At 69.1% G+C, this 26,460-nt stretch carries 21 protein-coding genes; 11 read left to right on the forward strand and 10 right to left on the reverse strand.

Going from position 1 to position 26,460, the window contains the following annotated elements; all coding sequences use genetic code 11:
* Positions 1-15: 15 nt before the first annotated feature.
* Entirely contained in the window at positions 16-1,185 is a 1,170-nt protein-coding gene (locus AC07NS_RS12495; RefSeq protein WP_494603613.1) for an FAD-dependent monooxygenase, read from the forward strand.
* 190 nt (positions 1,186-1,375) lie between these two features.
* Here AC07NS_RS12495 and AC07NS_RS12500 read toward each other — a convergent pair whose 3' ends face one another.
* Positions 1,376-2,293, reverse strand: a complete 918-nt coding sequence (locus AC07NS_RS12500; RefSeq protein ID WP_494603615.1) for a CPBP family intramembrane glutamic endopeptidase — start codon at positions 2,291-2,293, stop codon at positions 1,376-1,378.
* Between the two features lie 683 nt (positions 2,294-2,976).
* On the opposite strand from AC07NS_RS12500, the gene AC07NS_RS12505 reads away from it, so the two are divergent.
* Genes AC07NS_RS12505 through AC07NS_RS12515 form a run of 3 tightly spaced genes read left to right on the forward strand, consistent with a single transcriptional unit; the run spans position 2,977 to position 6,183 of the window.
* Positions 2,977-4,200 carry a class I SAM-dependent methyltransferase gene (locus tag AC07NS_RS12505; protein ID WP_494603617.1) on the forward strand — a complete coding sequence of 408 codons (1,224 nt, stop codon included), beginning with the start codon at positions 2,977-2,979 and terminating at the stop codon, positions 4,198-4,200.
* 18 nt (positions 4,201-4,218) lie between these two features.
* The gene (locus tag AC07NS_RS12510) at positions 4,219-4,590 is read left to right on the forward strand and encodes a hypothetical protein (RefSeq protein ID WP_101714787.1); all 372 of its coding nucleotides are present in this window, start codon (positions 4,219-4,221) and stop codon (positions 4,588-4,590) included.
* A gap of 9 nt (positions 4,591-4,599) precedes the next feature.
* Complete coding sequence (locus AC07NS_RS12515) at positions 4,600-6,183, forward strand: FAD-binding oxidoreductase (RefSeq protein ID WP_494603619.1); 1,584 nt, start codon at positions 4,600-4,602, stop codon at positions 6,181-6,183.
* Positions 6,184-6,391: 208 nt separating this feature from the next.
* On the opposite strand, the gene AC07NS_RS12520 is transcribed toward AC07NS_RS12515, so the two are convergent.
* The 4 genes from AC07NS_RS12520 to AC07NS_RS12535 form a co-directional block, all read right to left on the reverse strand.
* Positions 6,392-6,700: a hypothetical protein gene (locus AC07NS_RS12520; RefSeq protein ID WP_494603621.1), complete on the reverse strand. Its 309-nt coding sequence runs from the start codon at positions 6,698-6,700 to the stop codon at positions 6,392-6,394.
* 24 nt (positions 6,701-6,724) lie between these two features.
* Positions 6,725-7,771, reverse strand: coding sequence for a class I SAM-dependent methyltransferase (locus AC07NS_RS12525; RefSeq protein WP_494603623.1), 1,047 nt, complete (start codon positions 7,769-7,771; stop codon positions 6,725-6,727).
* 90 nt (positions 7,772-7,861) lie between these two features.
* On the reverse strand, positions 7,862-8,677 hold the full coding sequence (locus AC07NS_RS12530; RefSeq protein WP_494603625.1) for an alpha/beta hydrolase: 816 nt from the start codon (positions 8,675-8,677) through the stop codon (positions 7,862-7,864).
* Positions 8,650-10,164 carry an aldehyde dehydrogenase family protein gene (locus AC07NS_RS12535; protein WP_494603627.1) on the reverse strand — a complete coding sequence of 505 codons (1,515 nt, stop codon included), beginning with the start codon at positions 10,162-10,164 and terminating at the stop codon, positions 8,650-8,652. The genes AC07NS_RS12530 and AC07NS_RS12535 overlap by 28 nt, the downstream gene beginning before the upstream one ends.
* 175 nt (positions 10,165-10,339) lie before the next feature.
* On the opposite strand from AC07NS_RS12535, the gene AC07NS_RS12540 reads away from it, so the two are divergent.
* Entirely contained in the window at positions 10,340-11,422 is a 1,083-nt protein-coding gene (locus AC07NS_RS12540; RefSeq protein ID WP_494603628.1) for a serine hydrolase domain-containing protein, read from the forward strand.
* 859 nt (positions 11,423-12,281) lie between these two features.
* Here the strand turns inward: AC07NS_RS12540 and AC07NS_RS12545 are convergent.
* On the reverse strand, positions 12,282-13,799 hold the full coding sequence (locus AC07NS_RS12545; RefSeq protein ID WP_494603630.1) for an aldehyde dehydrogenase family protein: 1,518 nt from the start codon (positions 13,797-13,799) through the stop codon (positions 12,282-12,284).
* 164 nt (positions 13,800-13,963) lie between these two features.
* On the opposite strand from AC07NS_RS12545, the gene AC07NS_RS12550 reads away from it, so the two are divergent.
* Positions 13,964-15,214 carry an MFS transporter gene (locus AC07NS_RS12550; protein ID WP_494603632.1) on the forward strand — a complete coding sequence of 417 codons (1,251 nt, stop codon included), beginning with the start codon at positions 13,964-13,966 and terminating at the stop codon, positions 15,212-15,214.
* A gap of 17 nt (positions 15,215-15,231) precedes the next feature.
* Here the strand turns inward: AC07NS_RS12550 and AC07NS_RS12555 are convergent, their stop codons facing one another.
* Complete coding sequence (locus tag AC07NS_RS12555; RefSeq protein WP_199228613.1) at positions 15,232-16,014, reverse strand: IclR family transcriptional regulator domain-containing protein; 783 nt, start codon at positions 16,012-16,014, stop codon at positions 15,232-15,234.
* 241 nt (positions 16,015-16,255) lie between these two features.
* On the opposite strand from AC07NS_RS12555, the gene AC07NS_RS12560 reads away from it, so the two are divergent.
* Positions 16,256-17,389, forward strand: coding sequence for a serine hydrolase domain-containing protein (locus tag AC07NS_RS12560; protein ID WP_494603634.1), 1,134 nt, complete (start codon positions 16,256-16,258; stop codon positions 17,387-17,389).
* On the opposite strand, the gene AC07NS_RS12565 is transcribed toward AC07NS_RS12560, so the two are convergent.
* A complete protein-coding gene (locus AC07NS_RS12565) occupies positions 17,386-17,538 on the reverse strand; it encodes a hypothetical protein (RefSeq protein WP_158285847.1) in 153 nt (50 codons plus the stop codon). The two genes, AC07NS_RS12560 and AC07NS_RS12565, sit on opposite strands and share 4 nt — an antisense overlap.
* A gap of 140 nt (positions 17,539-17,678) precedes the next feature.
* Between AC07NS_RS12565 and arsC the strand changes: the two genes are divergently transcribed.
* The 3 genes from arsC (at position 17,679) to AC07NS_RS12580 (ending at position 21,771) form a co-directional block, all read left to right on the forward strand.
* Positions 17,679-18,062: an arsenate reductase (glutaredoxin) gene (gene arsC / locus AC07NS_RS12570; protein ID WP_494603636.1), complete on the forward strand. Its 384-nt coding sequence runs from the start codon at positions 17,679-17,681 to the stop codon at positions 18,060-18,062.
* A 174-nt stretch (positions 18,063-18,236) separates the two neighbouring features.
* A complete protein-coding gene (locus tag AC07NS_RS12575) occupies positions 18,237-19,277 on the forward strand; it encodes a substrate-binding domain-containing protein (protein WP_494603638.1) in 1,041 nt (346 codons plus the stop codon).
* A gap of 322 nt (positions 19,278-19,599) precedes the next feature.
* Positions 19,600-21,771: a DEAD/DEAH box helicase gene (locus AC07NS_RS12580; protein WP_494603640.1), complete on the forward strand. Its 2,172-nt coding sequence runs from the start codon at positions 19,600-19,602 to the stop codon at positions 21,769-21,771.
* A 47-nt stretch (positions 21,772-21,818) separates the two neighbouring features.
* On the opposite strand, the gene AC07NS_RS12585 is transcribed toward AC07NS_RS12580, so the two are convergent.
* On the reverse strand, positions 21,819-22,997 hold the full coding sequence (locus AC07NS_RS12585; protein WP_494603642.1) for a BaiN/RdsA family NAD(P)/FAD-dependent oxidoreductase: 1,179 nt from the start codon (positions 22,995-22,997) through the stop codon (positions 21,819-21,821).
* A gap of 68 nt (positions 22,998-23,065) precedes the next feature.
* The gene (locus AC07NS_RS12590; protein ID WP_494603644.1) at positions 23,066-24,886 is read right to left on the reverse strand and encodes a methyl-accepting chemotaxis protein; all 1,821 of its coding nucleotides are present in this window, start codon (positions 24,884-24,886) and stop codon (positions 23,066-23,068) included.
* Positions 24,887-25,039: 153 nt separating this feature from the next.
* On the opposite strand from AC07NS_RS12590, the gene AC07NS_RS12595 reads away from it, so the two are divergent.
* Entirely contained in the window at positions 25,040-26,359 is a 1,320-nt protein-coding gene (locus AC07NS_RS12595; protein WP_494603645.1) for an Hsp70 family protein, read from the forward strand.
* Positions 26,360-26,460 lie beyond the last annotated feature (101 nt).

Raw genomic sequence — 26,460 nt, forward strand, 5'->3', positions numbered from 1 at the left:
TCGGAGACTAAGCCCATGCGTCCCCAGCACCTGATCGTCGCCGGCGCCGGCATCGGCGGCCTGACCGCGGCCATCGCCCTGGCCCGCGCCGGCCACACCGTCGAAGTGCTGGAACAGGCCCCGGCCCTGGGCGAGATCGGCGCCGGCGTCACCCTCGCCCCCAACGCCATGCGGGTCTACCACCACCTGGGCCTGGCCGAAGCCATCACCACGGCCGGGGTCGAGCCCCAGCGCCAGCGGGTGCAGCACTGGGCCGACGGCCGCGACCTGGTCGCCTTCGAACGCGGCCAGAAGGTGCGCGACCTCTACGGCGCGCCCTACGTCTACATCCACCGCGCCGACCTGCACGCCATCCTGGTCGAGGCCCTGGAAGCCACCGGCCGCGCCACCGTGCGCCTGTCCAGCCCTTGCGTCGCCGCCGAGCCGACCGCCGACGGCGCGATCGCCGTGCTGGCTGATGGGACTGAGATCAAGGGCGACGCCGTCATCGGCGCCGACGGCGTGAAGTCGGGCGTGCGCAAGGGCTTCGATCCGGGCGAGCCGCACTTCACCGGCCACGTCGTCTGGCGCGCCATCGTGCCGGTCGAGGGTCCGCTGCTGGAGGATCTGGCGCACTTCCCCGGCATTCATATCGGACCGGGCCGCATGGCCGTGCGCTATCCGCTGCGCAATTCGACCCTGCTGAACCTCGTCTTCTTCGCCCGCCAGGAGGGCTGGGCCGAGGAAGGCTGGACGATCCGCGCCGACCTCGCCGACCTGCGCAAGACCTTCGAGGGCTGGAGCAGCGACGTCCAGGCCCTGCTCGACACCATCGACCCGTCCGCCCTCTACAAGTGGGCCGTCTTCGCCCGCCAGCCGCTGAAGACCTGGGTGCGCGGCGGCCGCGTGGCCCTGCTGGGCGACGCCGCCCACGCCATGACCCCGTTCCTGGGCCAAGGCGCCGCCGCCGCCATCGAGGACGCCCTCGTCCTGGCCCGCGCCTTCGAGGCCGCGTCGGACGTTCCCGAGGCCCTCGCCCGCTACGAGGCCGCCCGCAAGGAGCGCTGCGGCTTCATCCAGGTCGAATCCAACCTCAACGCCGACCGCCTGGAAGGCGACGAAGCCCACCTCTACGGCATGACCGAGATCAAGAACGAAGAGACCTTGGGCCTCTTCGCGTATGATGCCGGGACGGTGGAGGTCTGAGCACCTGATCCCTCTCTCGTGGAGAGAGGGAGGGGCCCGCGCCGAAGGCGTGGGAGGGTGAGTGGGTAGGCGAAGCCCCTGGACGATCTTGGCGACGATCTTGGCGCTGTTTCGAGCGATGTGCCGGCATGCCGGCTGAGGGTGTAACCACTCACCCTCCCATCGCTGCGCGATGGGCCCCTCCCTCTCTCTAAGAGAGAGGGGATCGATTGGTCAGCGCCCCCTTCGCAATCAGATAGGCGCAGCCTCCGGCGAGCACAATCGTCGCGGCGATGCTCGCCTCCGGGCCGAAAACCCCGCCGGTGAGCCACCACGGCGCGCCCGAGACCGGCGCCAGACCCACGACGACCGGTGCGATGGCGACCTTCATACCGCTGACCTCCAGTCCGAAGCCCGTGCCAAGCAGGACGTTCCAGGCCGTATGGAAGGCGCACACGCCCCACAACGACCCTTCCTTGATGGCGTAGAGACTAAGTACGACGGCAAAGAGAAACAGGTTGAAGAGCCCGAGCACGAGTTCCTTCGACGGATCGATGTTGCTCGCATGGAGCAGAGTAAAGAAACCGGAACTCAGAAGGACGGCTACGACCAGTCCATGCCTGGAGGCCACCAAAGGCATCAGCCAGCCACGGAACATGACCTCTTCGGCGGCTCCCTGGATCATATAGCCGACGAACAGGGCGAGAAACGGCGTCAGAACCGCCGGCGTCAGCAAGCCTGGCGACAGGCTCCCGGCAGCCTTGTAACCACCCGCGGCGAAGATGACGCTGACCACGGCGGCGAGGCCAAGTCCTCCGACGGCCAGGCCGCGCAGATAGGCGCCGACCATCCTGGCCTTGAAGCCCAAGGCCGCGGGCGATCTGCGCTCGAACAGCCACGCCCAAGCAACAATGAGAAGTGCGGTGACGCCTCCCGCGGCCAGGTAGATGGCAAGCGGCCGCCATTGCGTATCAAGATCCGCCTTGTGATAGCCCATCGGCTTCAATATGCCGAAGATCGTCGCCAGCTGCCCGATCAGAAAGAAAACAACGATCAGAATTATTGCCGCAGCGGTCCATGTACGCCGAACTCTGGCGCTGCGCGGCGCAAAAATTTCAACTCCACTCATAAGCCCCCTCCGACTGCCCCAAGACACAAGTTCACATGCCGCGCACCTGCATTGAGACATGCGCGGATCATTTTAGACACGTGCTTTAGAGGCGTCGGAGCGGGCGGTCAGATGCAGTAAATCACATTAATTCTTTGTCAGAACAGTCAACGAGCAATTTCGGCCACCGAAACCCTCTCTCATGGAGAGAGGGAGGGGCCCGCGCCGTAGGCGTGGGAGGGTGAGTGGGTAGGCGAAGCCCTTGGGAAATCTTGGCGCTGTTGCGGGCGATGTGCCGGCACGCCGGCTGAAGATGTAACCACTCACCCTCCCATCGCTACGCGATGGGCCCCTCCCTCTCTCTAAGAGAGAGGGATCATCTTCGCTCCCCTGTCCGCATAGGGTCGTGAGCCGAAGTGGTTCGGCTGCCCATTCCAGACAATTAAGTCACCGCCATGAGCAAGTGTCGGCTTCGGTGAACACACGCCCTTGTGGAGCCCTGTCAGCCGTCGCTGCGGGCGAGGCCGCCTGCGCCTTCCCCTGCGTCCGCCCGCCCCCTGCCCGTCAACAGCCCTCGCCTGCCTCCGCCGCAGGCTGACCGCCTAGCGGAGCATCTGCTGAACGCAATATTTTGACTGATCGGTCCCCTTCAGATTAGCCTCAGTTCGCGCCGCCCTTTGAGGGCCGGCTGTTTGGAGGCCGCCATGTCCGCCGAGATGCTCAACACTTTCCAGCAGATCGACCATCCGATCCTGCCCAAGCCGACCCACGACGAGGGCTCGCGCCAGGAATTCACCAAGAGCTTCAAGCAGTTCATCCAGCAGGGTCTGCTGCCGGGCCTGGGTCCCGTGTTCGGCGTTCGCGCCGCAAAGGCCTTCGAGCGCGAACATGGCCGCGCCCCCGCCGACCGCCGCGACATCCGCTCGGCCATGGTCAAGGACCTCTATTTCCAGCACTACGCGGCGGCCAACCGCATCGCCCAGGAGCTGCTCTGGGAATCGACCAACGTCACGATCGACCGTGAACTGCCCGACCTGATCGAGAAGGCCCGCGGCCTGTCGGCGTCGGCCAAGGGCAAGCTCGACCTGCCCGAGGAATTCGAGACCCCGCGCTACGTGACCTCGATCGACATCCACTGCATGCCCGGCGGCTATGCCGGCGCGGTGGCCCCAGACGACATCTCGACCGGCGCCCTCTACGACCGCGGCGTCTATCTCTACGCCATGGGCTACATGGGCCCGTTCAACGACGACATGGGCCGCTCGGTCTGCAACTACGTCAACCGTCGCCTCGACGGCTTCAAGCCCAAGCGGATCCTGGATCTGGGCTGCACGGTCGGCCACTCGACCCTGCCCTACAAGGAGCTGTTCCCTGACGCCGAAGTCTGGGGCGTCGACGTCGCCGCCCCGCAGGTGCGCTACGCCCACGCCCGCGCCGCGGGCCTCGGCCTGGAAGTCAACTTCGCCCAGATGAACGCCGAGGAGACCCGCTTCGAGGACGGCTCCTTCGATCTGATCGTCAGCCACATCCTGCTGCACGAGACGTCGGGCAAGGCCATGCCGCGCATCTTCAACGAGTGCCATCGCCTGCTGGCGCCCGGCGGCTACATGATCCACGCCGACCTGCCGCCGTTCGACAACATGGACCCGTTCACCCAGTTCATCCTCGACAACGAGACCTGGTACAACAACGAGCCCTTCTGGGGCGCCATGCGCGAGACCGACCAGGTCGCCCTGGCCAAGGCCGCCGGCTTCCCGCCCGAAAGCGTCAAGTTCGACACCGCGCCCATGGCCATCATGGAGTTCGTCGCCCAGCAGGCCGCCGGTTACAGCGAAGACGCCAGCGCGGCGGTCTCCGACCGTGAGTTCGCCGCCGGCGAATACGCTCCCGGCGGCGGCTGGGAAGTCCTGATCGCCCGCAAGGCCTGAGTTCAAAGGAATATCACGATGAACGCCCACGCTCCGCAGGCCGAGCGCCCGCACGTCATCCGCGACGCCAAGGGCAAGCGCCCTCAGTTCTACGAGGCCCCGGGCCTCGACCAGGCCATGTCGATGATCATGGTCCTGGCCAACGAACTGGCCGTGCTGCACGACCGCCTCGACAGCGCCGAACGCGTCCACGCCGCCAAGGGCCTGGACCTGGCCGCCGAGATCGAGGCCCTGCAGCTCGACCAGGCCGCCCTGGAGGCCCGCGAGGCCTGGCGCCAGGACTTCCTGGGCCGCCTGTTCTACCTGGCCCGCAAGGACGCCTCGGAAGCCGCCGCGGCCGACACGGCCGAGCGCTTCCGCGCCACCATCGAAGACATCGCCAAGACCTGAGTAAAGCCTATGCCCGTCAAGACGCGTACCGCCCCAGCCGCCGCTGGCCTCCTCGCACGCCTGGAGGCGATCGTCGGCGCCGGCGGCGTCCTGACGGGCGAAGCCGCCCTGCCCTTCGCCACCGACGTCTACCGCACGCTGAAGACGCCCCTGGCCGTTGTCCGCCCGGCCGACGTCGACCAGCTGCAAGCGGTGGTGCGCGAGGCGGCGGCGGCCGGGGTCGCCATCGTCCCGCGCGGCGGCGGCGCCTCCTATACCGACGGCTACCTGGCGACCCGCGCCGACACCGTGCTGATCGACACCGGCGCCCTCGATCGCATCGTCGAGATCAACGAGACCGACGCCTATGTCACGGTCGAGGCCGGGGTCACCTGGGCTCAGCTGAAGGACGCTCTGGATCCGCTGGGCCTGCGCACCCCGTTCTTCGGCCCGTTCTCGGGCCTGGCCGCGACGATCGGCGGGTCGATGTCGCAGCACGCCATCAGCCACGGCTCGGGCCAGTTCGGCAGCTCGGCGGAGTCGGCGGTGTCGGTCGACGTCGTGATCGCCGACGGCTCCCTGCTGCGCACCGGCTCGGCCGCCCGCGGCGGCTCGCCCTTCGCCCGCTGGTACGGCCCCGATCTCTGCGGCCTGTTCCTGGGCGACTGCGGCGCGCTTGGGATCAAGACGCGGATCACCCTGCCGCTGATCGTCAAGAAGGCCGCCTTCCAGTGCGCCTCCTTCGCCTTCGAGGACCTGCCCAGCCTCGCCCGCGCCATGCGGGCGGCGGCGCTGGAAAACCTCGACGACGAGCACTTCGCCATCGACGCACCGCTGGCCCAGGGCCAGATCGCCCGCCAGGACAACGCCGCCGTCGTGCAGATGGCCCTGACCGTGCTGAAGAGCTCGCCGTCGCTGGTCGCCGGCCTCAAGCAGCTCGGCAAGATGGCCCTGGCCGGCGACCGCGCCCTGCGCAAGGCCGAGTACATGGTCCACTACATCCTTGAGGGGGTGGACGACCGCGAGGCCAAGGCGCGCCTGGATCGCTTGCGCACCCTGATGACGGCCGAGGGGGTCGAGATCCCCAACACCATGCCGACCATCGTGCGCGGCATGCCGTTCGCCCCGCTCTACAACGTGCTCGGTCCCAAGGGCGAGCGCTGGGCCCCGATGAACGGCATCCTGCCTCACAGCCAGGTCGCCGCCTTCCACGCGGCGCTCGAGGCCCTCTACGCCAGCCACGCCGAAGAGATGACCGCCCGCGGCGTCTGGCGCGGCGGCATGTTCGAGGTGCTGCGCCCGTCCGGCTTCCTCTACGAGGTCGCCCTCTACTGGCCCGGCGAGCAGACCGCCTACCACGCCGGCGTCCTGCCGGCCGAGCACCTGGCCAGCCTGCCCCAGTACCCCGAAGATCCCGAGACCACGGCCTTCGTGGGGAAGCTCAAGGCGCAGATCATCAAGCTCTACGCCGAGTACGGCGCCGTGCACTTCCAGCTCGGCAAACTCTATCCGTACGCGGACGTTCTTGAGGCTCCGGCGCTGGACCTGGTCAAGGCGGTGAAAGCGGCCGTGGACCCCAAGGGCCTGATGAACCCTGGGGCGTTGGGGCTTTAGTTGAACCTCCCCCTATGGGGGAGGCGGCCGAAGGCCGGTGGGGGGAAGTTTTCAGCTTCCCGGACGCCGGCCTATTTCCAAGACACTCCCCCCACCGATCGCTTCGCGATCGCCTCCCCCACAGGGGGAGGTTCCCTGCGTACAAAAAAAGGCGCGGCCCTTTCGGACCGCGCCAGGCTCACACTGCGCAGATGCAGCGGGGACGTCGTTAGCTGCGCGCCTCGGGCGCGGCCCGCAGGGAGCGCAGCAGGTTCTGGACGATGGCGTCGCGCTTGGCGTTCAGCTGGGCCTGCAGTTCCGGGCCCGGCTGGAAGGCGTCGACTTCCGCATTGGCCAGCACGCCGTGGCTTTCGAGCACGGCCTCCAGCACGTGGACGCGGTCGGTCAGCACCCAGACCTCGCGGGTCAGGGACAGGATCGCCTCGCCCAGGTCGTCGATCTGGTCGGCGGACAGCATCCGGCGGTTCACCGGCTCGGAGATCGGGCGCTCGAAGGTCTTCGGAGTCATCGCGTTCATGTCGCTCGCTCGTTGTCGGAAGGATCAGGCGGGCTTGTGGGCGCGCAGCACGTAGTAGGCGTGGGTCGGGGCCTGGGTGGCGCCCTCGACGTCGACGAAGCCGATGTCCTTGCAGATCTGGATCAGATCCATGCTGGCCGAGGCGCGCCAGTAGGGCTCGCCGCCCCACTTGGCCAGGTAGTCGTAGCGCCAAGAACTTAGCTTATCGATCTCGGCGTAGCGCGGCACGTCGGCCATGATGATGTCGCCGCCCGGCTTCAGCATGCGGAAGGCCTCTTCCAGGATCGACTTGATGATCCGCGGCGGGGCCTCGTGGAACAGGATGAAGGTCGTCACGAGGTCGAAGCTCTCGTCGGCGAAACCGGAGTTCTCGCCGCCCTTGACCATCAGCTTCCAGTTCCAGCCCTTCTCGTTGGCCACGCGGCGGGCCTGTTCGAGCATGCGGGCCGACCAGTCGATGCCGGTGATCTGGGCTTCCGGGAAGGTCTCCTGCAGGGCCTGGGTGAAGTGGCCCGAGCCGCAGCCGATATCGAGGATTTCCTTGTAGTCGCGGCGCGGGGCCTGTTGGGCGGCCGCCCGGCGCTGGCCGAAGATGTCGCCGCCATAGCCGCGCGCCACCAGCTGCTTGTGCACCAGCTCGCCGTGGACGTAGCCGGTGTGGTCGATGTGGTCCCAGCCGCCGGTGGTGCGGTGGAACCAGACCTTGCTCCAGTAGCTGGGCGGGGTCTCGCCGTCGCCGTAGTCCAGCGTGGCCGGGCCTTCGTCGAGGGCCTTCAGGTACGGCTCAAGAACCGCGCGGCGCTCCTCGAAGGCTTCGTCGCAGTGCGCGCCGTGGGTGCGCGAGGCCCACTCGCCGAACAGCTCGCGGATCTTGAAGATCTTGGAGTCGGCCAGGGTCTCGACGACCAGCGCGTGGCGCTCATCCATGTCGTCGGGCATGGTCTGGGCGTTGACGCCCTTCATGGCCAGCTCCGCCTCGGAGGCGAAGTGCAGGCCGAAGGTCGCCTTCGATACGCCCGCCTGGAAATCGAGCGACGCGCGACCGCGCTGGGCCAGTGCCGGAGCTTCCATGACGCACCTCTAAAACCTTGTTTCGATGAAGGACTTTACCTCCGTCGAAACGTCCTGAAAGGTCCGGCCGACCCGCTATCCGCAGAACGGTCAGCGGGTGGTGAAGCTCGGATCGCTCGACCGCGCCGCGATGCGGGCGGCCGCCGAAGCGTCGCCGGCGGCATGGGCGAGGATCAGATCGGCCGAAGCCGCGATCGCCTGCGCCAGTCCCTCCGCCTGCGCGGGTCCCGGCAACTCCGGCCGGCAGATCAGCCCGCCGAAATAGTGGTCGACACCAGGCAGCACGAGCGCGTGGCGATCCCCCGGCGACGGAGCCTCAAAGGCGATCAGGCGCTGGCGCCAGTCGTCGACGAAACCCGGCAGCACGTCGGCGTCGCCGGTCTGAACCAGCAGCGGCGCGGCGGTGCTCGCAAAGCCCTCCGCCGGGATCAGCGGCGGCGTGGCTGGCGGCGGCGACAGGGCGACCACGGCCTTCACGCGGCTGTCGAGCGTCGGCGCGCCAGGCGGCGCCAATACGCTCGCCCCGCCGGCCGCCAGGGCCAGCAGCGCCCCGAACGAGTGCCCGGCGGCGGCGAGGCTAAAACGCCCCTGCCCGGCCAGCCAGTCCAGGGTCGCGGCCTGGTCCTCCAGCCGCGTGCGCCAGACGGCGGCCTGATCGTAGGCCTCCCGCTGCGGGTGGTCGGTGCTGTCCACGTGCAGGGGCGCGGCGACCAGCAGACTCCGCGCCGCCCAGCCTTCCAGCAAGGCCGCGTACTTGCCCGGAGCCGAGAAGGCCCCGTGCGAGAAGGCGACGGCGGCCCTGGCTGCTCCCTCGGGCCGCGCCACGGCAAGCCCGATGGTGCGATCGCCGACGGCGATCTCGACGATGTCCAGGGCCATCAGACGACCGCGCAGACCGTCTTCCATTCCAGGTAGCCATCGAGGGCGACCTGACCGCTGTCGCGCCCCCAGCCCGAGGCCTTCACCCCGCCGATCGGTAGGGCGTTGTCGTACATCGAGTGGCAGTTGATCCACACCGTGCCGGCCTTGATGCGGCGCGACAGGCGGTGGGCGTGCGACAGGCTCTCGGTCCAGAGGCTGGCCGCGAGGCCGTATTCGCTGTCGTTGGCGGCGGCCACCACCTCGTCGATCTCGTCATAGGCCTGGACGACCACGACCGGGCCGAACACCTCCTCGCGGACGATGGCCATGTCGGGCGTGACCCGCGCCACCACGGCCGGGGTCACGAACGTGCCCTCGTCGCCGCCCTGCACCCCGCCGGTCAGCACCTCCGCGCCCGCCGCGGCCGCGCCGGCCACGAAGCCCGCGACGCGGTCGGCCTGCTTGCGCGACACCAGCGGACCCATGTGAGTGGCCGGGTCCAGGCCATGGCCCAGTTGCAAGCCCTTGGCCTGGGCCGCGACGCCCTCGACCACGCGGTCATAGATCGAGCGGTGGGCGTAGAGCCGCGAGCCGGCCACGCACACCTGGCCGGCGTTGAAGAAGATGGCGTTGGCGGCGCCGGGGATGGCCAGGTCCAGGTCGGCGTCCGGCAGGATCACCACCGGCGACTTGCCGCCCAGCTCCAGGCTGACCTTCTTGAGGTTGCCCTTGGCCGCATCGAGGATCGCCCGGCCCGTCGGGGTCGAGCCGGTGAAGGCCACCTTGTCGACGTCCTGGTGCGAGGCCAGGGCCGCGCCCGCCTCGCCGCCCAGGCCCGTCACCAGGTTCAGCACGCCCGCCGGGAAGCCGGCCTGCTGCACCAGCTCGGCCAGGCGCACGGCGGTCAGCGAGGTGTCTTCGGCGGGCTTCAGCACCACGGTGCAGCCGGCGGCCAGGGCCGGCGCCAGCTTCATGGCCGTCAGCACCAGCGGCGAGTTCCACGGCACGATGGCGGCGACCACGCCGACCGGCTCGCGCAGGGTCCAGCTGGCCATCTGCTTACCGGCCGGCTGGTAGTTGATCGAGCTGTCGATCGTGCGCCCCTCGATGGCCGTCGCCAGGCCCGCATAGTAGCGGAACTGGTTCACCGCCCCGGGGATCTCGGCCCAGCGGCCGACATACAGCGGCTTGCCCTGGTCCAGCGTCTCCAGCTCGGCCAGTTCGTCGATATTGGCCTCGATCAGGTCGGCCAGGGTCCACAGCAGGCGCGAACGCTGCATGGGGGTCAGCGAAGGCCACTCGCCGCCGTCAAAGGCCTTGCGCGCAGCGGCCACGGCCGCATCGACGTCGGCCGCCCCGCCCTTGGCCATGTCGGCCAGCACCACGCCGGTGGCCGGATCCTTCGTCTCGAACGTGTCCCCGCCGGCTGCGTCCACCCAGGCGCCGCCGATGAAGAGCTGCTTGCGACGCTTGGCGAGGAAGGCCTTCGCCCCCTCCGTCTGAGGTTCGACCGAACGGACGACGAAGGTCATGGCGCATTCCCCGGGACGCTGAAATTCCAGGCTCGACGCTAGTCCTCGCGCCCTCGATTCACAGGGGTCACAGAACGCCTATCCGCTGTGCGGGCGCCTTTGCGCGCAACCGTTTGCGAACCGCGCTAGAGCCTAGGGTCACGGGGTTTTCAGTGACGGTTTCCGGGGGCTTGCAATGACGACGATGAACGGACGCGGCGTGGACGAGATCCACGGCTACGCCCCCTTGCGCCCGGTGGCCGGCGCTGCCGCGCCCGACGCTACGCCGGTCATCGCCGGCGGCGTCTCGCAGGCCGCCCTCGACGCCGCCCAGGCCTTCTCCGACAGCTATGACGGCCTGGCCCTGCTGGTCTGGTCCGGCGGCGCGCTGCGGCACGAGGTCTACGCCCCGCACGTCACCGCCGACAGCCTGTTCGAGACCTTCTCGATGCACAAGTCGGCGCTGGGCCTGCTCTACGGCGCGGCCATCCGCGACGGGGCGATCGGTTCGATCGACGATCCGGCCGGCCTCTATATCGCCGAATGGCGCGACGACCCGCGCGGCCAGATCCCGCTGCGCCATCTGCTGGGCATGAGCTCGGGCCTCACCGTGCACAGCCTCGACAAGGGCGATCCGGTGGCCCTGGCCCTGATGCTCGGCGACCGCATCAGCGAGACCGCCCTCTCCGTCCAGGCGCAGCGGCCGTCCGGCGAGATCTTCGACTACTACAACGTCGCCGCCCAGGTGGCGGGCCTGGCCTTGTCGCGCGCCGTCGCGGCCAAAGGGCTGGGCGACGCGGCGAGCTATCTCTCGAAAGCGCTGTGGGCGCCGATGGGCGGGGCCGACGCGCGGCTGTGGGTCGAGCGCGAGGACGGCGAGCCGCGCTTCTTCGCCGGCCTCCAGGCCCGCGCCCGCGACTGGCTGCAGCTGGGCCGCCTTGTCGCCGGCGGCGGCGCGATCGACGGCCGCCAGGTGCTGCCGGCCGACTGGATCGCGCAAGTCACCGCGCAGAACCCGCTCAACCCCGCCTACGGCCTGCTGGTCTGGCGCGCCGCCCCGATCGAAGGCGGCAAGCGCCCCTACGGCCCCTCCACCGCCTACGCCGCCCCGCACTCCGCGCCGTTCATCGCCGACGACCTCGTCTATTTCGACGGCTTCGGCGGCCAGCGCGTCTACGTCTCGCCGTCGCGGGACCTCGTCATCGTGCGGATCGGCCGGCCCAGGCTGGATTTCGACGACGCCGTGCTGCCCAACCTGATCGTCGAGGGTCTGGGCTAACGATCCTCCCCCTCTGGGGGAGGTGGCCCGCAGGGCCGGAGGGGGGCCGTTTTCAGCTTCCAACCCGCCGACCGCCCTCCTCGGTAAAATCCCCGCGGAAGCGGGGACCCAGGTGTTTTATCGTCGAGCGCCGCGCGTTTCAGAAAAAGCCTGGGTCCCCGCTTCCGCGGGGATTTTACGGTTGGGGGGTCTGCTGACGGGGACAGACGAAGCTGCATCCCCGTCGATCTCGCCGCAAACCCCAACCAATCCAACCCCTTGCAACTTTCTCACCGCTCTGGATCAGACGCGCTCAAACCCGCCGCATAATAACCCCGTCTCGCCGCACCGAAGGGGCGCGCGGCCAGCGACCATGCGGCGGCGGGATGCGATCGAGCGGGACTGGGGCGGATTGGGAAGATCCGTCGCGTCCGGGAACCTGGCGCTGGCCAGGCCCGCCCGCCGTCGGCTTGGGCGAGGATTACAGAGCCCCCTCTCCTCGTCGCCGTCCAAACGGGAAACCCGGCGGATGGTCCTGGTAAGGCGTTAAGAGCGCCGCCGCCCGGGAAGCCGGCAGCCAAACGACCGCGCGGAGCGCCTAGGCTTCGTCGAAACGGTAACAACACACAGCACTCCGGGCGTCGCCCGGGCGCTCCGCTCTCCTTCACAAGCTCAGCGGTTCACCGCGTGAGGCGGGAAAGCCGTGCTCAGAACCACAAGGAACCTCCCCCTGTGGGGGAGGCGGCCGAAGGCCGGTGGGGGGCCGTTTTCAGCTTTCGAGGCGTCGGCCCATCTCGCACCAACTCCCCCCACCGATCGCTGCGCGATCGCCTCCCCCACAGGGGGAGGTTCCTCGGGGCCAGCGCCACCTTCTCCCGGATCAGATCGGACCCAGGTTCACGCTCACGGCCTTGGTCTTCAGGTACGAGTCGATCCCCTCGCGCCCGAACTCGCGGCCCCAGCCCGACTGGCGGTTGCCGCCGAACGGGGTTTCCGGGCTCAGGGCGGCGTGGATGTTCACCCCCACCTGGCCGCTGTCGATGGCGCGGGCCATGCGGTGGGCGCGGGAGAGGTCCTTGGTCCAGACCGAGCCCGACAGGCCGTAGGTCGTCTGGTTGATCGCCGACAAGAGCGCCTCGTCATCGTCGCCGAACGCCTGCACGCCCAGCACCGGACCGAACACCTCTTCCCGCGCCAGGCGCATGTCGGGGCTGACGTCGGCATAGATGGTCGGAGCCACATAGTGACCGGGGCCGTCCGGCACGCCGCCGGCATAGGTCAGGCGCGCGCCCTGCGCGGCGGCGGCCTCGACATGCTCCAGCACCCGCCCCTTCTGGCGGGCCGAGACCAGCGGACCGACCATGGTCGTCGGGTCCAGGCCCGGACCGACCTTCAGATAGGCGGCCGTCTGGGCGAGGCCCTCAAGCACCGGCTCAAGCACCTTCTCGTGCACGAACAGGCGCGTGCCGGCCATGCAGTTCTGGCCCGACAGGAAGAAGCAGGCCAGGGCCGCCGACGGGATGGCGTCGGCCAGGTCCGCGTCCGGAAAGATCACGAACGGCGACTTGCCGCCCAGCTCCAGGGTCACGCGCTTGAGGTCATGGCTGACCGCGCGGACGATCTCTTTGCCCACGGCGGTCGAGCCGGTGAAGGTGATCTTGTCGACGCCCGGGTGGGCCACCAGCGCAGCGCCGATCTCATGGCCCAGGCCGTGGATCAGGTTGAACACCCCGGGCGGGCCGCCGGCCTCCAGCCACAGCCGCGCCACCAGGATCGAGGTCAGCGGCGTCAGCTCGGCGCTCTTCAAGACGAGCGTGCAGCCCGAGGCCAGGGCCGGCGCCAGCTTCAGGATGATCATCGACACCGGCACGTTCCAGGGCACGATCGCCCCGACCACGCCCACCGGCTCGCGCACCGTATAGACCAGCAGGTCCAGCGCCTCTCGACCGTTGGCCCGGGCCGGGATGGTCGAGCCCTCCAGCTTGGTGGCCAGGCCCGCATAGTAGCGGACGTAGTCGGCGCAGAAGCCCTTGATGGTCGCCCCCGACAGGGCGATCGGCATGCCGTTCTCGAGCACCTCGATCTCGGCCAGCTTGTCGGCGTCGCGCTCCAGGAGGTCGGCGAAGCGCAGCATGATCCGGGCGCGGTCGGCGCCGGACGTGCGGCTCCAGACCTTGAACGCCTTGCGGGCGGCGGCGACGGCCAGGTCGAGATCCTCGGCCGAGGTCGCGCGCACCTTGGCGATGGTCTGCTCCGTCGCCGGGTTCTCGACCTCGATCAGAGTCTCGCCGCGCCCCTCGACGAAGGCCTCGCCGATCAGCTGGCCATGGCTCTCCGCCAGGAAGGCCAGGGCCTCCCGCGAGGGGCCGAAGATCGCTGCGTCGCTGGCGTCCGCCATGGGAAACTCCGTCGGAATGAACTGGGATCTGTTTTGAAGCGCGAGCGGTCTGGCCGCCGCTTTCGCGCGCGCCCTCCCCGCCTGTCGACCAAGCCGCGCGAAGCGATGGCGCGCCGCGCGCGAGCCGTCGGATGCTCCAATGGGGCTATTGGGGGACTTGAGGCGTGAGCGAGGTTCGGGACGAATTCCGCAAGGGCTGGAGCGTGGTGCTGGCCGCCGGGATCGGGGTCGGCTGCGGCATCAGCCTGCAGCAGTATGTGGGCTCGCTCTTCGTGAAGGCGCTTCAGGCCGATCTGGGCTGGAGCCGTGGCAAGATCGCCCAGGCCCAGGGCGCGGCCCTGGCGGCGATCTTCGTCGCCCCGGTGCTGGGCTGGCTGATCGACAAGGTCGGCGTGCGGCCGGTGGCGATGGTCTCCATCGTCCTGCTGGCGGCGGTCTATCTGGGCCTGGCCGCCATGCCGCCGTCGCTCGGCGCCTATTACGGCCTCTTCGCCCTGCTGGTGATCCTGGGCTGCGGCACCGGGCCGATCGGCTACACCCGCGCCGTCAACACCTGGTTCGACAAGGGCCGCGGCCTGTCGCTGGGCCTGACCCTGACCGGCGTCTCGCTGATCGCCGCCCTCAGCGCCCCGACCCTGAGCTTCGTCATCGCCCATCACGGCTGGCGCGGCGGCTATGCGGCCCTGGCGGCCCTGTCGCTGGTCGTCGCCCTGCCCACCGTCTTCCTGGCCCTGTGGGAGCGCCCTCGCCTGCTGGCCAAACAGGGCGCGGGCGAGATCGAGATCGCCGCCGCCACGCGCGTGTCCCAGGTCGGCCTGACCGTCGGCCAGACCCTGAAGACCGGCCGTTTCTGGATCCTGTCGCTGGCCATCCTGCTGGCGACGGCGGGCCTGACCGGCGTCATCAGCCAGCTGCAGCCGATCCTCACCGACCAGGGCCTCGACGCCCGCATCGCCGGCTGGATGCTGGCCCTGCTGGCGGTGTCGGTGATGCTGGGACGGATCGTGGTCGGCTGGGCGGTCGACCGCTTCTGGGCCCCGATCCCGGCGGCCATCGCCCTCGTCCTGCCCGCCCTCGGCGTCGGCCTGCTGGCGATCGGCCACGGCCAGTGGCCGATCGCGGTCCTGGCCGTGCTGCTGATCGGCGCGGCGCAAGGCGGCGAAGTCGACGTCGCCGCCTTCTTCGTCGCCCGCTATTTCGGCATGCGCTCCTACGGCGCGATCTACGCCCTGCTGGGGATCGCCATCTCCCTGGGCGTGCCGATCGGCGCCATCGGCTTCGGCGCGCTCTACGACCATGACGGCGGCTACGGCCGCGCCCTGGCGATCGCGGCCGCCGGCTTTGTCGCCAGCGGCGCGCTGATCCTCCTGATGGGACGCTATCCGCAATGGACCACGCCCGAGAAGACCGCCTGAGGCGCTCGCCCGCGCCATCAGGCGGCGCGGGACAGCGGCTCCGACAGGTCGCGGCTGATGGCGGCCGCGGCCGACTTCAGCTTGTCGCCGTACTGCTTGACGGCGTCCGGCATCTTCATCGACGAGCTGAAGAACACCAGCACCAGCGCCCCGCAGACGCCCTCGCTGTTGAAGATCGGCGCGCCGATCGACGAGGTCTTGCCCGGGGTGGCGGTATAGGGATTGCGCCCCTTGGTCGCCCAGCCGGCCTCGACGATGTCGGAGAACATGCCGCCGGACTCCGCATATTGCAGCGTCAGCGGATCGACCTGGCCTTCGCCGCGCCGATAGGCCTCCAGCACGGCCGCCTGCTCGTCGGGGCTGGCGAAGGCGAGATACGCCTTGCCCGCCGCGCTCTCCAGGATCGGCAGGGTGTAGCCCGGATAGTAGTTGTTCAGCGTCAGCGACGTCATCGTGTGGGTCGAGTCGCGGATCATCATCTGCTGGCCGACCCGGGTAGCGATCGACACCGGCCAAGTGACCTTGGCGGTCAGGTCGACGATGTGCGGGCGGGCGCAGGCGACCAGGCGATCGCTCTCCTGGAACCCATGCGACAGCGACTGCACCAGCATGGTCGGTCGATAGCGCTTCCGGGCCGGCTCCCGCTCGATCAGCTTCTCGTGCAGCAGGGTCTGCACGATACGGCAGGCCGTCGGATAGGGAACGCCCGAGGTCTGGGCGATCTCCATCATCGACAGCGAACCACGGCGGTTGATCGCCTGCAGCACCGAGATGCAGCGGCTGATGGCCCTGATCGGCACACCTTTTTCCATAGAAACGCCTCCTCCAGATTCACGCGAACTCCAGACCGTGGCGGCGAGGGTCTGGCGGAAACCACGTCCCGACTATCCGTTCGCCGGATAGCGCAACGAAGCCCCGCCACGGTCGGAGTCGTCTTTTGTGCGTCGCCTGCTCTTTCGCAGGGCGGATATTTGACCACGCGGTCAACGAAGTGGCAATTCGTGGAATTACGGTCAGGCTCACATAACGTCGGAGCCCGAGATGACCGCTGAAACTTCCGTAACGTCAGCCGACGAGGCTTTGTATCTTCAGCGCTTTCAGGCCGCCGCCAACGCTCCGCAGGAGACCTACGACACGCTGGAGCCCGTGCCCGGCGCGGCTGGGCGCACGCTGATTCCGGCCGCCGCCACAGCCACGATCAACGCCGCGGCGCTCGATGCGGCCGAGGCCTACGCCAAGGACAGCAACGCCAAGGCCTTCATGGTCTGGCGCGACGGCGTGCTGGAACGCGAGACCTATTTCGCCGGCGCGGCCCGCCCGTCCCTGCTGGCCTCCAAGTCGCTGGCCAAGCCGCTGACCGCGGTCGCCATCGGCCGCGCCCTGTCCCTGGGCGTGATCGAGTCGCTGGACCAGTCGGTCGCCGACTTCATCACCGAGTGGAAGGGCACGCCCAAGGCCGACATCCTGGTGCGCCACACGCTGGACATGCGCACGGGCCTGCTGCCCCAGGGCTTCAGCACCGATCCTGCCGACGTGCTGAACCGCGCCTACCTGCACCCGCGCCATGACGACGTGCTGATCAACGACTACCCGCTCGTCCACACGCCGGGCAGCCGCTACGACTACGCCAACGCCACCTCGGAACTGGTGGCCCTGGTCATCGAGCGCGCCACCGGCCGCCGCTACGCCGAGTTCATCTCCGAAGAGGTGCTCAAGCCCATCGACGCGCCGGGAGGCCAGATCTGGCTCGACCGTCCGGGCGGTCTCGCCCACTCGGGCTGCTGCATCCTGCTGCCGGCCGAAAGCTGGCTGCGCCTGGCGATCCTGCTGCTCGACGACGGGATCCACGGCGGCGTGCGCCTGCTGCCGGAAGGCTATGTGAGCGAGATGCGCACCCCGACCGAGCAGAACCCGCACTATGGCCTCGGCGTCTATATCGGCGCGCCCTATCTGGAGCGCCGCGGCTGGGCCGCGCCGGACCTGCCCTGGCCCAAGATCCTGCACAGCGAGCCCTACGCGGCCGAGGACCTCTATCTCTTCTGCGGCAACTCCAACCAGGTGGTCTACATCGTGCCGTCCAAGCGCCTGATCGTGCTGCGGGTCGGCGATAACCCGCCCAAGACGCCCGAGTGGGACAACAGCGTGCTGCCCAACCTGATCCTCAAGAGCCTCTAGCGTTTCCGGCGGAGGGCGACCCGGGCGATAAGCTTGCGGACCTCGCCCTCCTCCACCCCGTCCCGACGCATCAGCAGACGGACGATCGGCTCCGAAAGGAGTTCGTCGAGTGAAGGCGGCGGGTCGTCCAGACCCCGGTCGTCGCGCATCGGGCGCTCCTCTCCGGTCGGGGGCGCCCTCCTCGCATCATTGCGAGTGAATCGCAACTACTATCCTGAAGCGTCACGCATCCCGTGGCGACCGGGCGACCGACTTGCTATCTGCCTCGCCAAAGCATCGAGAGGCCCGCATGACCGACTTCCCCGTCACCATCTTCCACAATCCCAAGTGCGGAACCTCGCGCAACACCCTGGCGATCATCGAGGCCGCCGGCTACGCGCCGACCGTCGTCGAATATCTGAAGACCGGCTGGACGCTGGAGCAGCTGAAGGATCTGGCCGCCCGCACCGGTCTCGGCGCCCGCGGCCTGCTGCGCGTCAAGGGCACGCCGGCCGAAGAGCTGGGCCTGACCGATCCGGCGACCTCCGACGAGACGATCCTGGCGGCCATGGTCGAACACCCGATCCTGGTCGAGCGCCCGATCGTCGTCACGCCCAAGGGCGCGGTGCTGGCCCGTCCCAAGGAGAAGGTGCTGGACGTCCTGGATCGCCACCCGCCCACCGACGCATCCTGATCCGTGATCGGACGTTTTCGTGGACGGTGTCGCAAATCTGTCGTCGAACTGTGACAAATAGCCGACCTCGCCGCCGCTAGTCTGCGCGCGGCGAGGTTGAAGGATCGGTCCCCCGGATCCTTCAACGCGTCCAATGATCCCCGTGGCCCCAAGCCGACCATCAGGATGTCGTCCATGAAAGCCTTCCTCGGAGCCGCCGCCGCGCTCGGCCTGCTGGCCCTGGCGCCTAGCGCCCACGCCGCCCGTGACTACGTCTGGGCCGCCGGCTCTTCGACCGTCTTCCCGTTCAGCACCCGCGTCGCCGAAAACTTCGCCAAGAAGACCGGCAAGAAGTCGCCCAAGGTCGAGAGCCTGGGCACCGGCGGCGGCATCAAGATGTTCTGCGGCGGCATGGGCGAGGGCTTCCCCGACATCGCCAACGCCTCGCGTCCGATGAAGAAGTCCGAGTTCGAGGCCTGCAAGGCCAAGGGCGTCAAGGACATCGTCGAGATCAAGATCGGCTTCGACGGCATCGTCATCGCGATGGACAAGAAGTCGCCCGACTACAACTTCAAGCTTGAGCACCTGTATCTGGGCCTGGCCCAGAACGCCCTGCGCGGCGGCCAGTTCGTGGCCAACCCGTACAAGACCTGGAAGGACGTGGGCGCCGGCCTTCCGGCCAACCGCATCCTGGTCTACGGGCCGCCCCCCACCTCGGGCACCCGCGACGCCTGGGTCGAACTGGCCATCGAGAACGGCGCCAAGAAGTTCCCGACCGCCAAGTCCCTGCACGACAGCGACGAGAAGGCCTTCAAGGCCAAGATCGACCCGCTGCGCAAGGACGGCGGCTGGATCGACGCCGGCGAGAACGACAACGCCATCGTTGGCACCCTGACCAAGACCCCGGGCGCCCTGGGCGTGTTCGGCTTCTCGTTCCTCGAAGAGAACGCCAACGTCATCAAGGGCGCGGCGGTCAACGGCGTGAAGCCGACCCCGCAGGCGATCGCCAACGGCAGCTACCCGCTGTCGCGTTCGCTCTACATCTACGTCAAGAAGGGCCAGGTCGGCGTGACTCCGGGCCTGAAGGAATACTTGGCCGAGTTCGTCTCCGACGCCGCCACCGGCCGCGGCGGCTATCTGCAGGGCCGCGGCCTGATCCCGCTGCCGCCCGCCCAGCACGACGCCAACAAGGCCACGGCCAGCAAGCTGCCGAACATGGCTCCGCCCAAGAGCTGATCGCACTGCGCATCGCCTGAACGGCACCCCGTCCGGACCATCCGGGCGGGGCGTTTTCATTTAACCAAACGCTGCGGCCAAAGCGCCGCAGTGGGGGCTAATTATCCGCCGGCTCTTGCCTTTCGAGGCAGATTGGCGTCTTAACGCGCCTTTCCAAACTTCCTCGGTCGCCCGAGCGCCTCGTTTTGGCGGCCGGAGGAGTTTATTCTCATGACAAGTGACCAATCAGACGGGTCCGGGACATCGGGGTCGTAATTTGGTCGTGGCGCAGGCCGCGGGCGTTTTTGTGTGCACGCCGCCTGCAGGATCGAACTGGACCAACATGCCCTTCCCCGCCTCTCACCCCGCTCTTGAGCGGGCTCTCGCCGCTCAGGGTTACGCCGAGCCCACCCCCGTCCAGGCCGCCGTGCTGGAAGCCGACGCCGAAGGCCGCGACCTGCTGGTCAGCGCCCAGACCGGCTCGGGCAAGACCGTGGCCTTCGGCCTGGCCGCCGCCCCGACCCTGCTGGGCGACGCCGAGCGCCTGCCCAAGGCCGGCCTGCCCATGGCCCTGGTAATCGCCCCGACCCGCGAACTGGCCATGCAGGTCAATCGCGAACTGGAGTGGCTCTACGCCCAGGCCAGCGCCACGGTCGTCAACTGCGTCGGCGGCATGGACGCCCGCCGCGAGCAGCGCGCCCTGAACTACGGCGCCCACATCGTCGTCGGCACCCCGGGCCGCCTGCGCGACCACATCGAACGCGGCCACCTGGACCTGTCCGAGCTGAAGGTCGCCGTCCTCGACGAGGCTGACGAGATGCTCGACATGGGCTTCCGCGAAGACCTCGAGTTCATCCTCGACGCCGCTCCGGCCGAACGCCGCACCCTGCTGTTCTCGGCCACCCTGGCGCGCGACATCATCGCCCTGGCGAAGAATTACCAGAACGACGCCCTGCGCATCGACACCATCGACCGCAACGAGCCGCACCGCGACATCGAGTACCGCGCCGTGCGCGTGGCGCCGAACGAGACCGAACACGCCGTCGTCAACCTGCTGCGCTATTTCGAAAGCCCCGGCGCCCTGGTGTTCGCCAACACCCGCGAAGGCGTCCGTTCGCTGCACAGCAAGCTGCGCGAGCGCGGGTTCGCCGTCGTCGGCCTGTCCGGCGAGCTGAGCCAGCGCGAGCGCGCCGACGCCCTGCAGGCCCTGCGTGACGGCCACGCCCGCGTCTGCGTCGCCACCGACGTCGCCGCCCGCGGTCTCGACCTGCCCGACCTGGGCCTCGTCATCCACGCCGAACTGCCGGTCAACAAGGCCACGCTTCTTCACCGTTCGGGCCGCACCGGCCGGGCCGGCAAGAAGGGCGTCTCGGCGCTCGTCGTGCCCTATACCCGCCGTCGCAAGGCCGAGCAGCTGCTGTTCGCGGCCGGCGTCGAAGGCGTCTGGGGCGGCGCCCCGAGCGCCGACCAGATCCGCGCCAAGGACACCGAGCGCCTGCTCGACGATCCGATCTTCGCCGAGGCCTCGAACGAGGAAGACCTAGCCCTGGCCGAAGCCATGCTGGCCAAGCGCACCCCGACCGAGATCGCCGCGGCGCTGATCCGCACCCGCCGCGCCAAGCTGCCAGCGCCGGAAGAAATCTACGACGACCCGCGCCACGGCGCCGATCCGGGTCCGCGTTCGCGCGAGCCGCGCGGCGACCGCGACTTCGCCCCGCGTGACTTCGGCGACCGTCCCGAGCGCGAACCGCGCACCAGCATGGACGGCTCGGAGTGGTTCCGCATCAGCGTCGGCCGTCGCGGCAACGCCGATCCCAAGTGGCTGATCCCGCTGATCTGCCGCCAGGGCCACATCACCAAGAAGGACATCGGCTCGATCCGGATCTTCGACTACGACACCAAGTTCGAGATCTCGGCCGAGGCGGCGGTGAAGTTCGGCGCCGCGGTCCAGTCGACCGTTCGCGAGGACGTCTCGATCACCCCGACCGCCGCGCCGGCCCCGCGCGGTCCGCGTCGCGAGTTCGACGGCGACGCGCCCCGCGCCCCGCGTCCGCCGCGCAACTACGACGACGCCCCGCGCGGCCCCCGCGTCAACGCCCCCGGCTCGCGCGACCACACCCCGCGTCCGGGCGGCTACGACCGCGACGGCGTGAGCAGCGCCAAGCCGTACGGCCGTGGCGAAGAGCCCAAGGGCGATTACAAGCCGCGCCCGCCGCGGGACGACAAGCCCCGTGACTTCAAGCCGCGCGATCGCGATGCGGCTCCGCGTCCCTATTCGCCGATCGAAAGCGACGGCGCGCCGAAGCGGGCCTACAAGCCGCGCGCCGAGGGCCGTGACAACGCCGACGCCCCGCGTGAATACAAGCCCCGCGCGCCCAAGGCGTTCGGCGACGCCCCGGCCAAGCCCTACAAGGCCAAACCGGCCTTCGGCGACAAGCCGGCGTTCAAGGGTCCCAAGCCCTTCAAGGGCAAGAGCGACTTCGCCGGCAAGCCCAAGCCGTTCAAGAAGAAGTAGTCCGCCTTCGAAAACCCCTCAGTCGCCCGGCGACTGAGGGGTTTTTCTTAGGCCGCCTGCCCCGCGCACCAGCCCGACGCCCAGGCCCACTGGAAGTTATACCCGCCCAGCCAGCCGGTGACGTCGACGACCTCGCCGATGAAATAGAGCCCCGGCACGGCCTTGGCCTCCATGCTGCGCGAATCCAGGCCGTCGGTGTCGACCCCGCCCAGCGTCACTTCAGCCGTGCGATAGCCTTCCGAGCCCACCGGCTTGAAGGTCCAGGCGCTCACGACCCCGGCGACGCGGGCCAGCACCTTGTCCGAGCAGTCGGCGATGTTGCCGGTGACGCCCTCGTCCTCGACGATCTTCTGGGCCAGGCGCTTGGGCACGATCTCGCCCAGCACCGTGTGCAGCGCCCGGCGGCCGTTGGCGGCGCGCTCGGCCTTCAGCGTCGCGAAGACGTCGGTCCCCGGCGCCATGTCGACGACGATCTCGCCGCCTTCGCGCCAGTAGGACGAGATCTGCAGGATCGACGGCCCCGACAGGCCCCGGTGGGTAAACAGCATCCCCTCGCGGAACTTGGTCTTGCCGCTCTTGACCACGGCGTCGATCGAGACGCCCGACAGCGGCGAGAGGCGTTCCAGGGTGCGGGCCTCGAAGGTCAACGGCACCAGGGCCGGCCGGGTCTCGACGATGGCCAGGCCGAACTGGCGGGCGATCTCGTAGCCCAGCCCCGTCGCGCCCATCTTCGGGATCGACTTGCCGCCTGTGGCGACCACCAGCGAGGCGCAGGCGACCGGTCCACTCGACAGGGTGACGACGAAGCCCTCGCCCTTCTTGGCCACGCCCTGTACCGATGTCTCGAGCCGCAGCACCACGCCGGCCTGGTCCATCAGGTCCAGCAGCATGCCGATGATCTCCTTCGACGAGCCGTCGCAGAACAGCTGGCCGAGGGTCTTCTCGTGGAAATCGATGCCGTACTTGCGCACGAGATTGATGAAATCGGCCGGCCGGTAGCGGCGCAGGGCCGAGACGCAGAACTTTGGATTGGCCGACAGGAAGTTGGCCGGCGTCGCGCCCATGTTGGTGAAGTTGCAGCGGCCGCCGCCGCTGATGCGGATCTTCTCGCCCGCCGCCTTGGCGTGATCGACGATCAGCACCGAGCGACCGCGCTTGCCGGCCTCGATGGCGCACATCATGCCGGCCGCGCCGGCCCCGAGCACCACGACGTCGAACTGTTCCAAGATCCGGCCCTTCCAAGTGAGCGCGCCAAGGACGGGCGCGCGAAGGAAAAGTCAATGCGAACCGAACCCTACCCCGCCATCCGGTAGCCGCGCGCCTCCCTTTCGCCCGACACCCGGAACCGTTCCGTCATCTCGACCAGCCCGGCGATCTCGCTCTTCAGGGCGTGGGCGACGGCGTTGGCTTCCTCGACCATGGCGGCGTTCTGCTGCACGCCCTGGTCCATCTGGTTCACCGCCGCATTGACCTCGTTGAGGCCGGTGGCCTGCTCGCCGGCGGAAGCCGCCAACTCGCGGACCAGGGCGTCGATCTCGCCGACCTTGCAGACGATGCCTTCCAGCGCCTCACCGGTCTGGCCGACCAGCTTGACGCCCTCGTCGACCTGGCGGGCCGAGGTCGAGATCAGGGTCTTGATCTCCTTGGCGGCGTCGGCCGAGCGTTGGGCCAGCGCACGGACTTCCTGGGCGACGACGGCGAAGCCGCGCCCCGCCTCGCCCGCCCGGGCGGCTTCCACGCCGGCGTTGAGGGCCAGGAGATTGGTCTGGAAGGCGATCTCGTCGATGACGCCGATGATCTGGCCGATCTGGCGCGAGGAGGTCTCGATGCCGGTCATGGCCTCGACGGCGCCGCGCACCACCTGCCCCGAGCGCTCGGCGTCGCCCCGGGCCGAGCCGACCACCCGAGCGGCCTCGCCGGCGCCCTGCGAGGCGCGGCGGACCGTGGCGGTGATCTCGTCGAGGGCGGCGGCGGTCTCTTCCAGGCTGGCGGCCTGCTGCTCGCTGCGGCGGGCGGTGTGGTCGGCGGCGGCGGCGATCTCGTCCGAGCCCCGGCCGATGCCGTCGACGGCCGACAGGATCTGGCCCATGGCCTCGTCGAGATGGCCCATGGCGGCGTTGAAGTCGTCGCGCAGCTGGCGATAGCCGTCGGGGAAGGCCTCGGCCACGCGCACGGTCAGGTCGCCCCGCGACAGCCGCGACAGGCCCTGCGCGATCCGCTCCATGACGAAGGCCTGCTCGCGGGCGGCGGCCTCGCGCGCGGCTTCGTTGCGGCCGCGCTCCTCGTCGCCGGCGGCTCGGCTGCGAGCCTGGTCGGCCTGCGCGCTCTTCAGGGCCAGGGCGTTGTCCTTGAACACCTGCACGGTGCGGGCCATCTGCCCGACCTCGTCGCGGCGGCCGGCGCCGGCCACGGCGACCTCCAGCCGCCCTTCGGCGAGATCGCTCATGGCCCGCGAAAGGCCGGCCACCGGACGCGAGATCTTCACCGCCCCGATCCACAGGGCGAAGGCGACGCCGCCCAGCGCCGCGGCGACGCCGAACAGCAGGGTCAGCAGCACACCGCGCTCGGCCTTGGAGCGCGCGGCGGCGACCATTGCATCGGTCTCTTCATGATAGCCGTCGCCCCAGGCCTTCACGTCCTTGGCCAGGCCCTCGATAGCCGGGTCCATGGCCGCCAGATGCGACATGGCACCGGTGTCATCATTGGACAAACCTTTATCGGCCGCGGCGCGCGCATCCGCGTACAAGGCGTCGATGCGGGCGGCGAAGCCTTGGGTCTTCTCTGCGACGGCGGGGTCGAAGCCGGTCATCTTGGCCAGGCTGTCCTTGCCCTCGCCATAGACCTTGTCGAGTTCCTTGGACGCGGCCAGGGCCTGCTCGGAACCGCCGTCATAGGTGACGGTGCGATGGGCGGCGTGGCCCATCATGGCCAGGCGCCGGCTGAAGCGGGCCGACTGCACCTCGGCGGGGGCGCGATGCTCGACGAGACGGCTGGTGGCCGCGTCCAGGCTCTTCTGCTGCCAGACGCCCAGACCCGTGCAGGCCAGCACAGCTGCGCCCAGCACGACGGCCGGCAGGGCGACCTTCGAGGCGATCTTGAGATCGTCGAGCTTCATGTCTGTTTCCCCCCGGATGTTGTCTAAGTCCGCGCCGGTTTCGCGGTTACTGAACCCAGTTTTTCGACTACGACGTAAAAACCCCGTTAAGTCGCTTGACCCCCGCGCTGATGGCTGTAGGACGCACGGCCCCTCCCCGGCCCGAGCTTTCTCATGACGTCCGCCGTCCAGCCGACGATCGGCATCGATTTCGGCACCACCAACACCGTCGTCGCCATCGCGGACGGCGGCGGTCCCGCGCGCCTGGTGCGCTTTCCCGTCGGCGAGAAGGACATCTTCGCCTTCCGCTCGGCCCTGAGCTTCCATTCGGTCGCCGGTCCCGACGGCCGGCCGACCGAGCGCGTCATCGAGGCCGGCCCCTGGGCGATCGAGGCCTATGTCGAAGACCCGCTGGAGACCCGCTTCGTCCAGTCGTTCAAGACCTTCGCGGCGAGCGCGGCCTTCACCGAGACCAAGATCCTCGATCGCCGCTACCTGTTCGAGGACCTGCTGGCGGCGTTCCTGTTCAAGCTGCGCGACCATGCCGGCGACCAGATGAGCGACTTGCCGCCACGCGTGATCGTCGGTCGGCCCGTGACCTTCGCCGGCGGCAATCCGGACGAGGCCCTGGCCCTGCGCCGCTACGAGGCCGCCTTCGAACGCCTCGGCTTCTCCGACATCCGCTACGCCCACGAACCGGTCGGGGCGGCCTTCTTCTTCGCCCGCCAGCTGAAGGAAGACGCCACGGTGCTGGTGGCCGACTTCGGCGGCGGCACGAGCGACTTCTCGATCGTTCGGTTCGAGCGTCACGAGGGTCAGCTGCGCTCGGTCCCGCTGGCCCGCTCGGGCGTCGGCGTGGCTGGCGACGCCTTCGACTACCGGATCATCGACAACGTGGTGTCGCCGGAACTGGGCAAGGGCAGCCTCTACAAGGCGATGTCGAGCCGCCTGCCGATCCCCCAGCGCTACTACACCGCCTTCGCCCGTTGGGATCAGCTGGCCATGCTGCGGGCGTCGAAGGACATGCGCGACATCCGCGCCCTGGAGCGCACGGCGGTCGAGCCGGAGAAGATCGCCCGCCTGATCGAGGTGCTGGACGACAACCACGGCTACGCCCTCTACCGCTCGGTCTCGGGGCTGAAAGAGGCGCTGTCGAGCCAGGAGCGCGCGCTGTTCTCGTTCAAGGCCGGCTCGGTGGAGATCGAGCGCGAGGTGGCGCGAACCGAGCTCGAGGCCTGGATCGCGCCGGAACTGAAGGCCATCGAGACGGCCATGGACCAGGCGCTGGAGCGCTCGGGCCTGTCGGCCGACGGCGTGGACCGCGTGTTCCTGACCGGCGGCTCGTCGTTCGTGCCGGCGGTGCGCGAGATCTTCCTGCGGCGGTTCGGGGTCGAGCGCATCGAAAGCGGCGGCGAATTCGAGTCGATCGCCTCGGGCCTGGCCCTGATCGGACATGAGACGGATCTGGATCTCTGGAGCGAGCGGGTCGGCTGATCCTTCTCCCCTTGCGGGAGAAGGTGGCGGCCGAAGGCCGACGGATGAGGGGTCTCTCAGATGTTGGACGCTTTACCCCGCCTGGCCGCCGTACGCAGCTT

It is taken from the genome of Caulobacter sp. GW821-FHT10A10 (assembly GCF_059415745.1).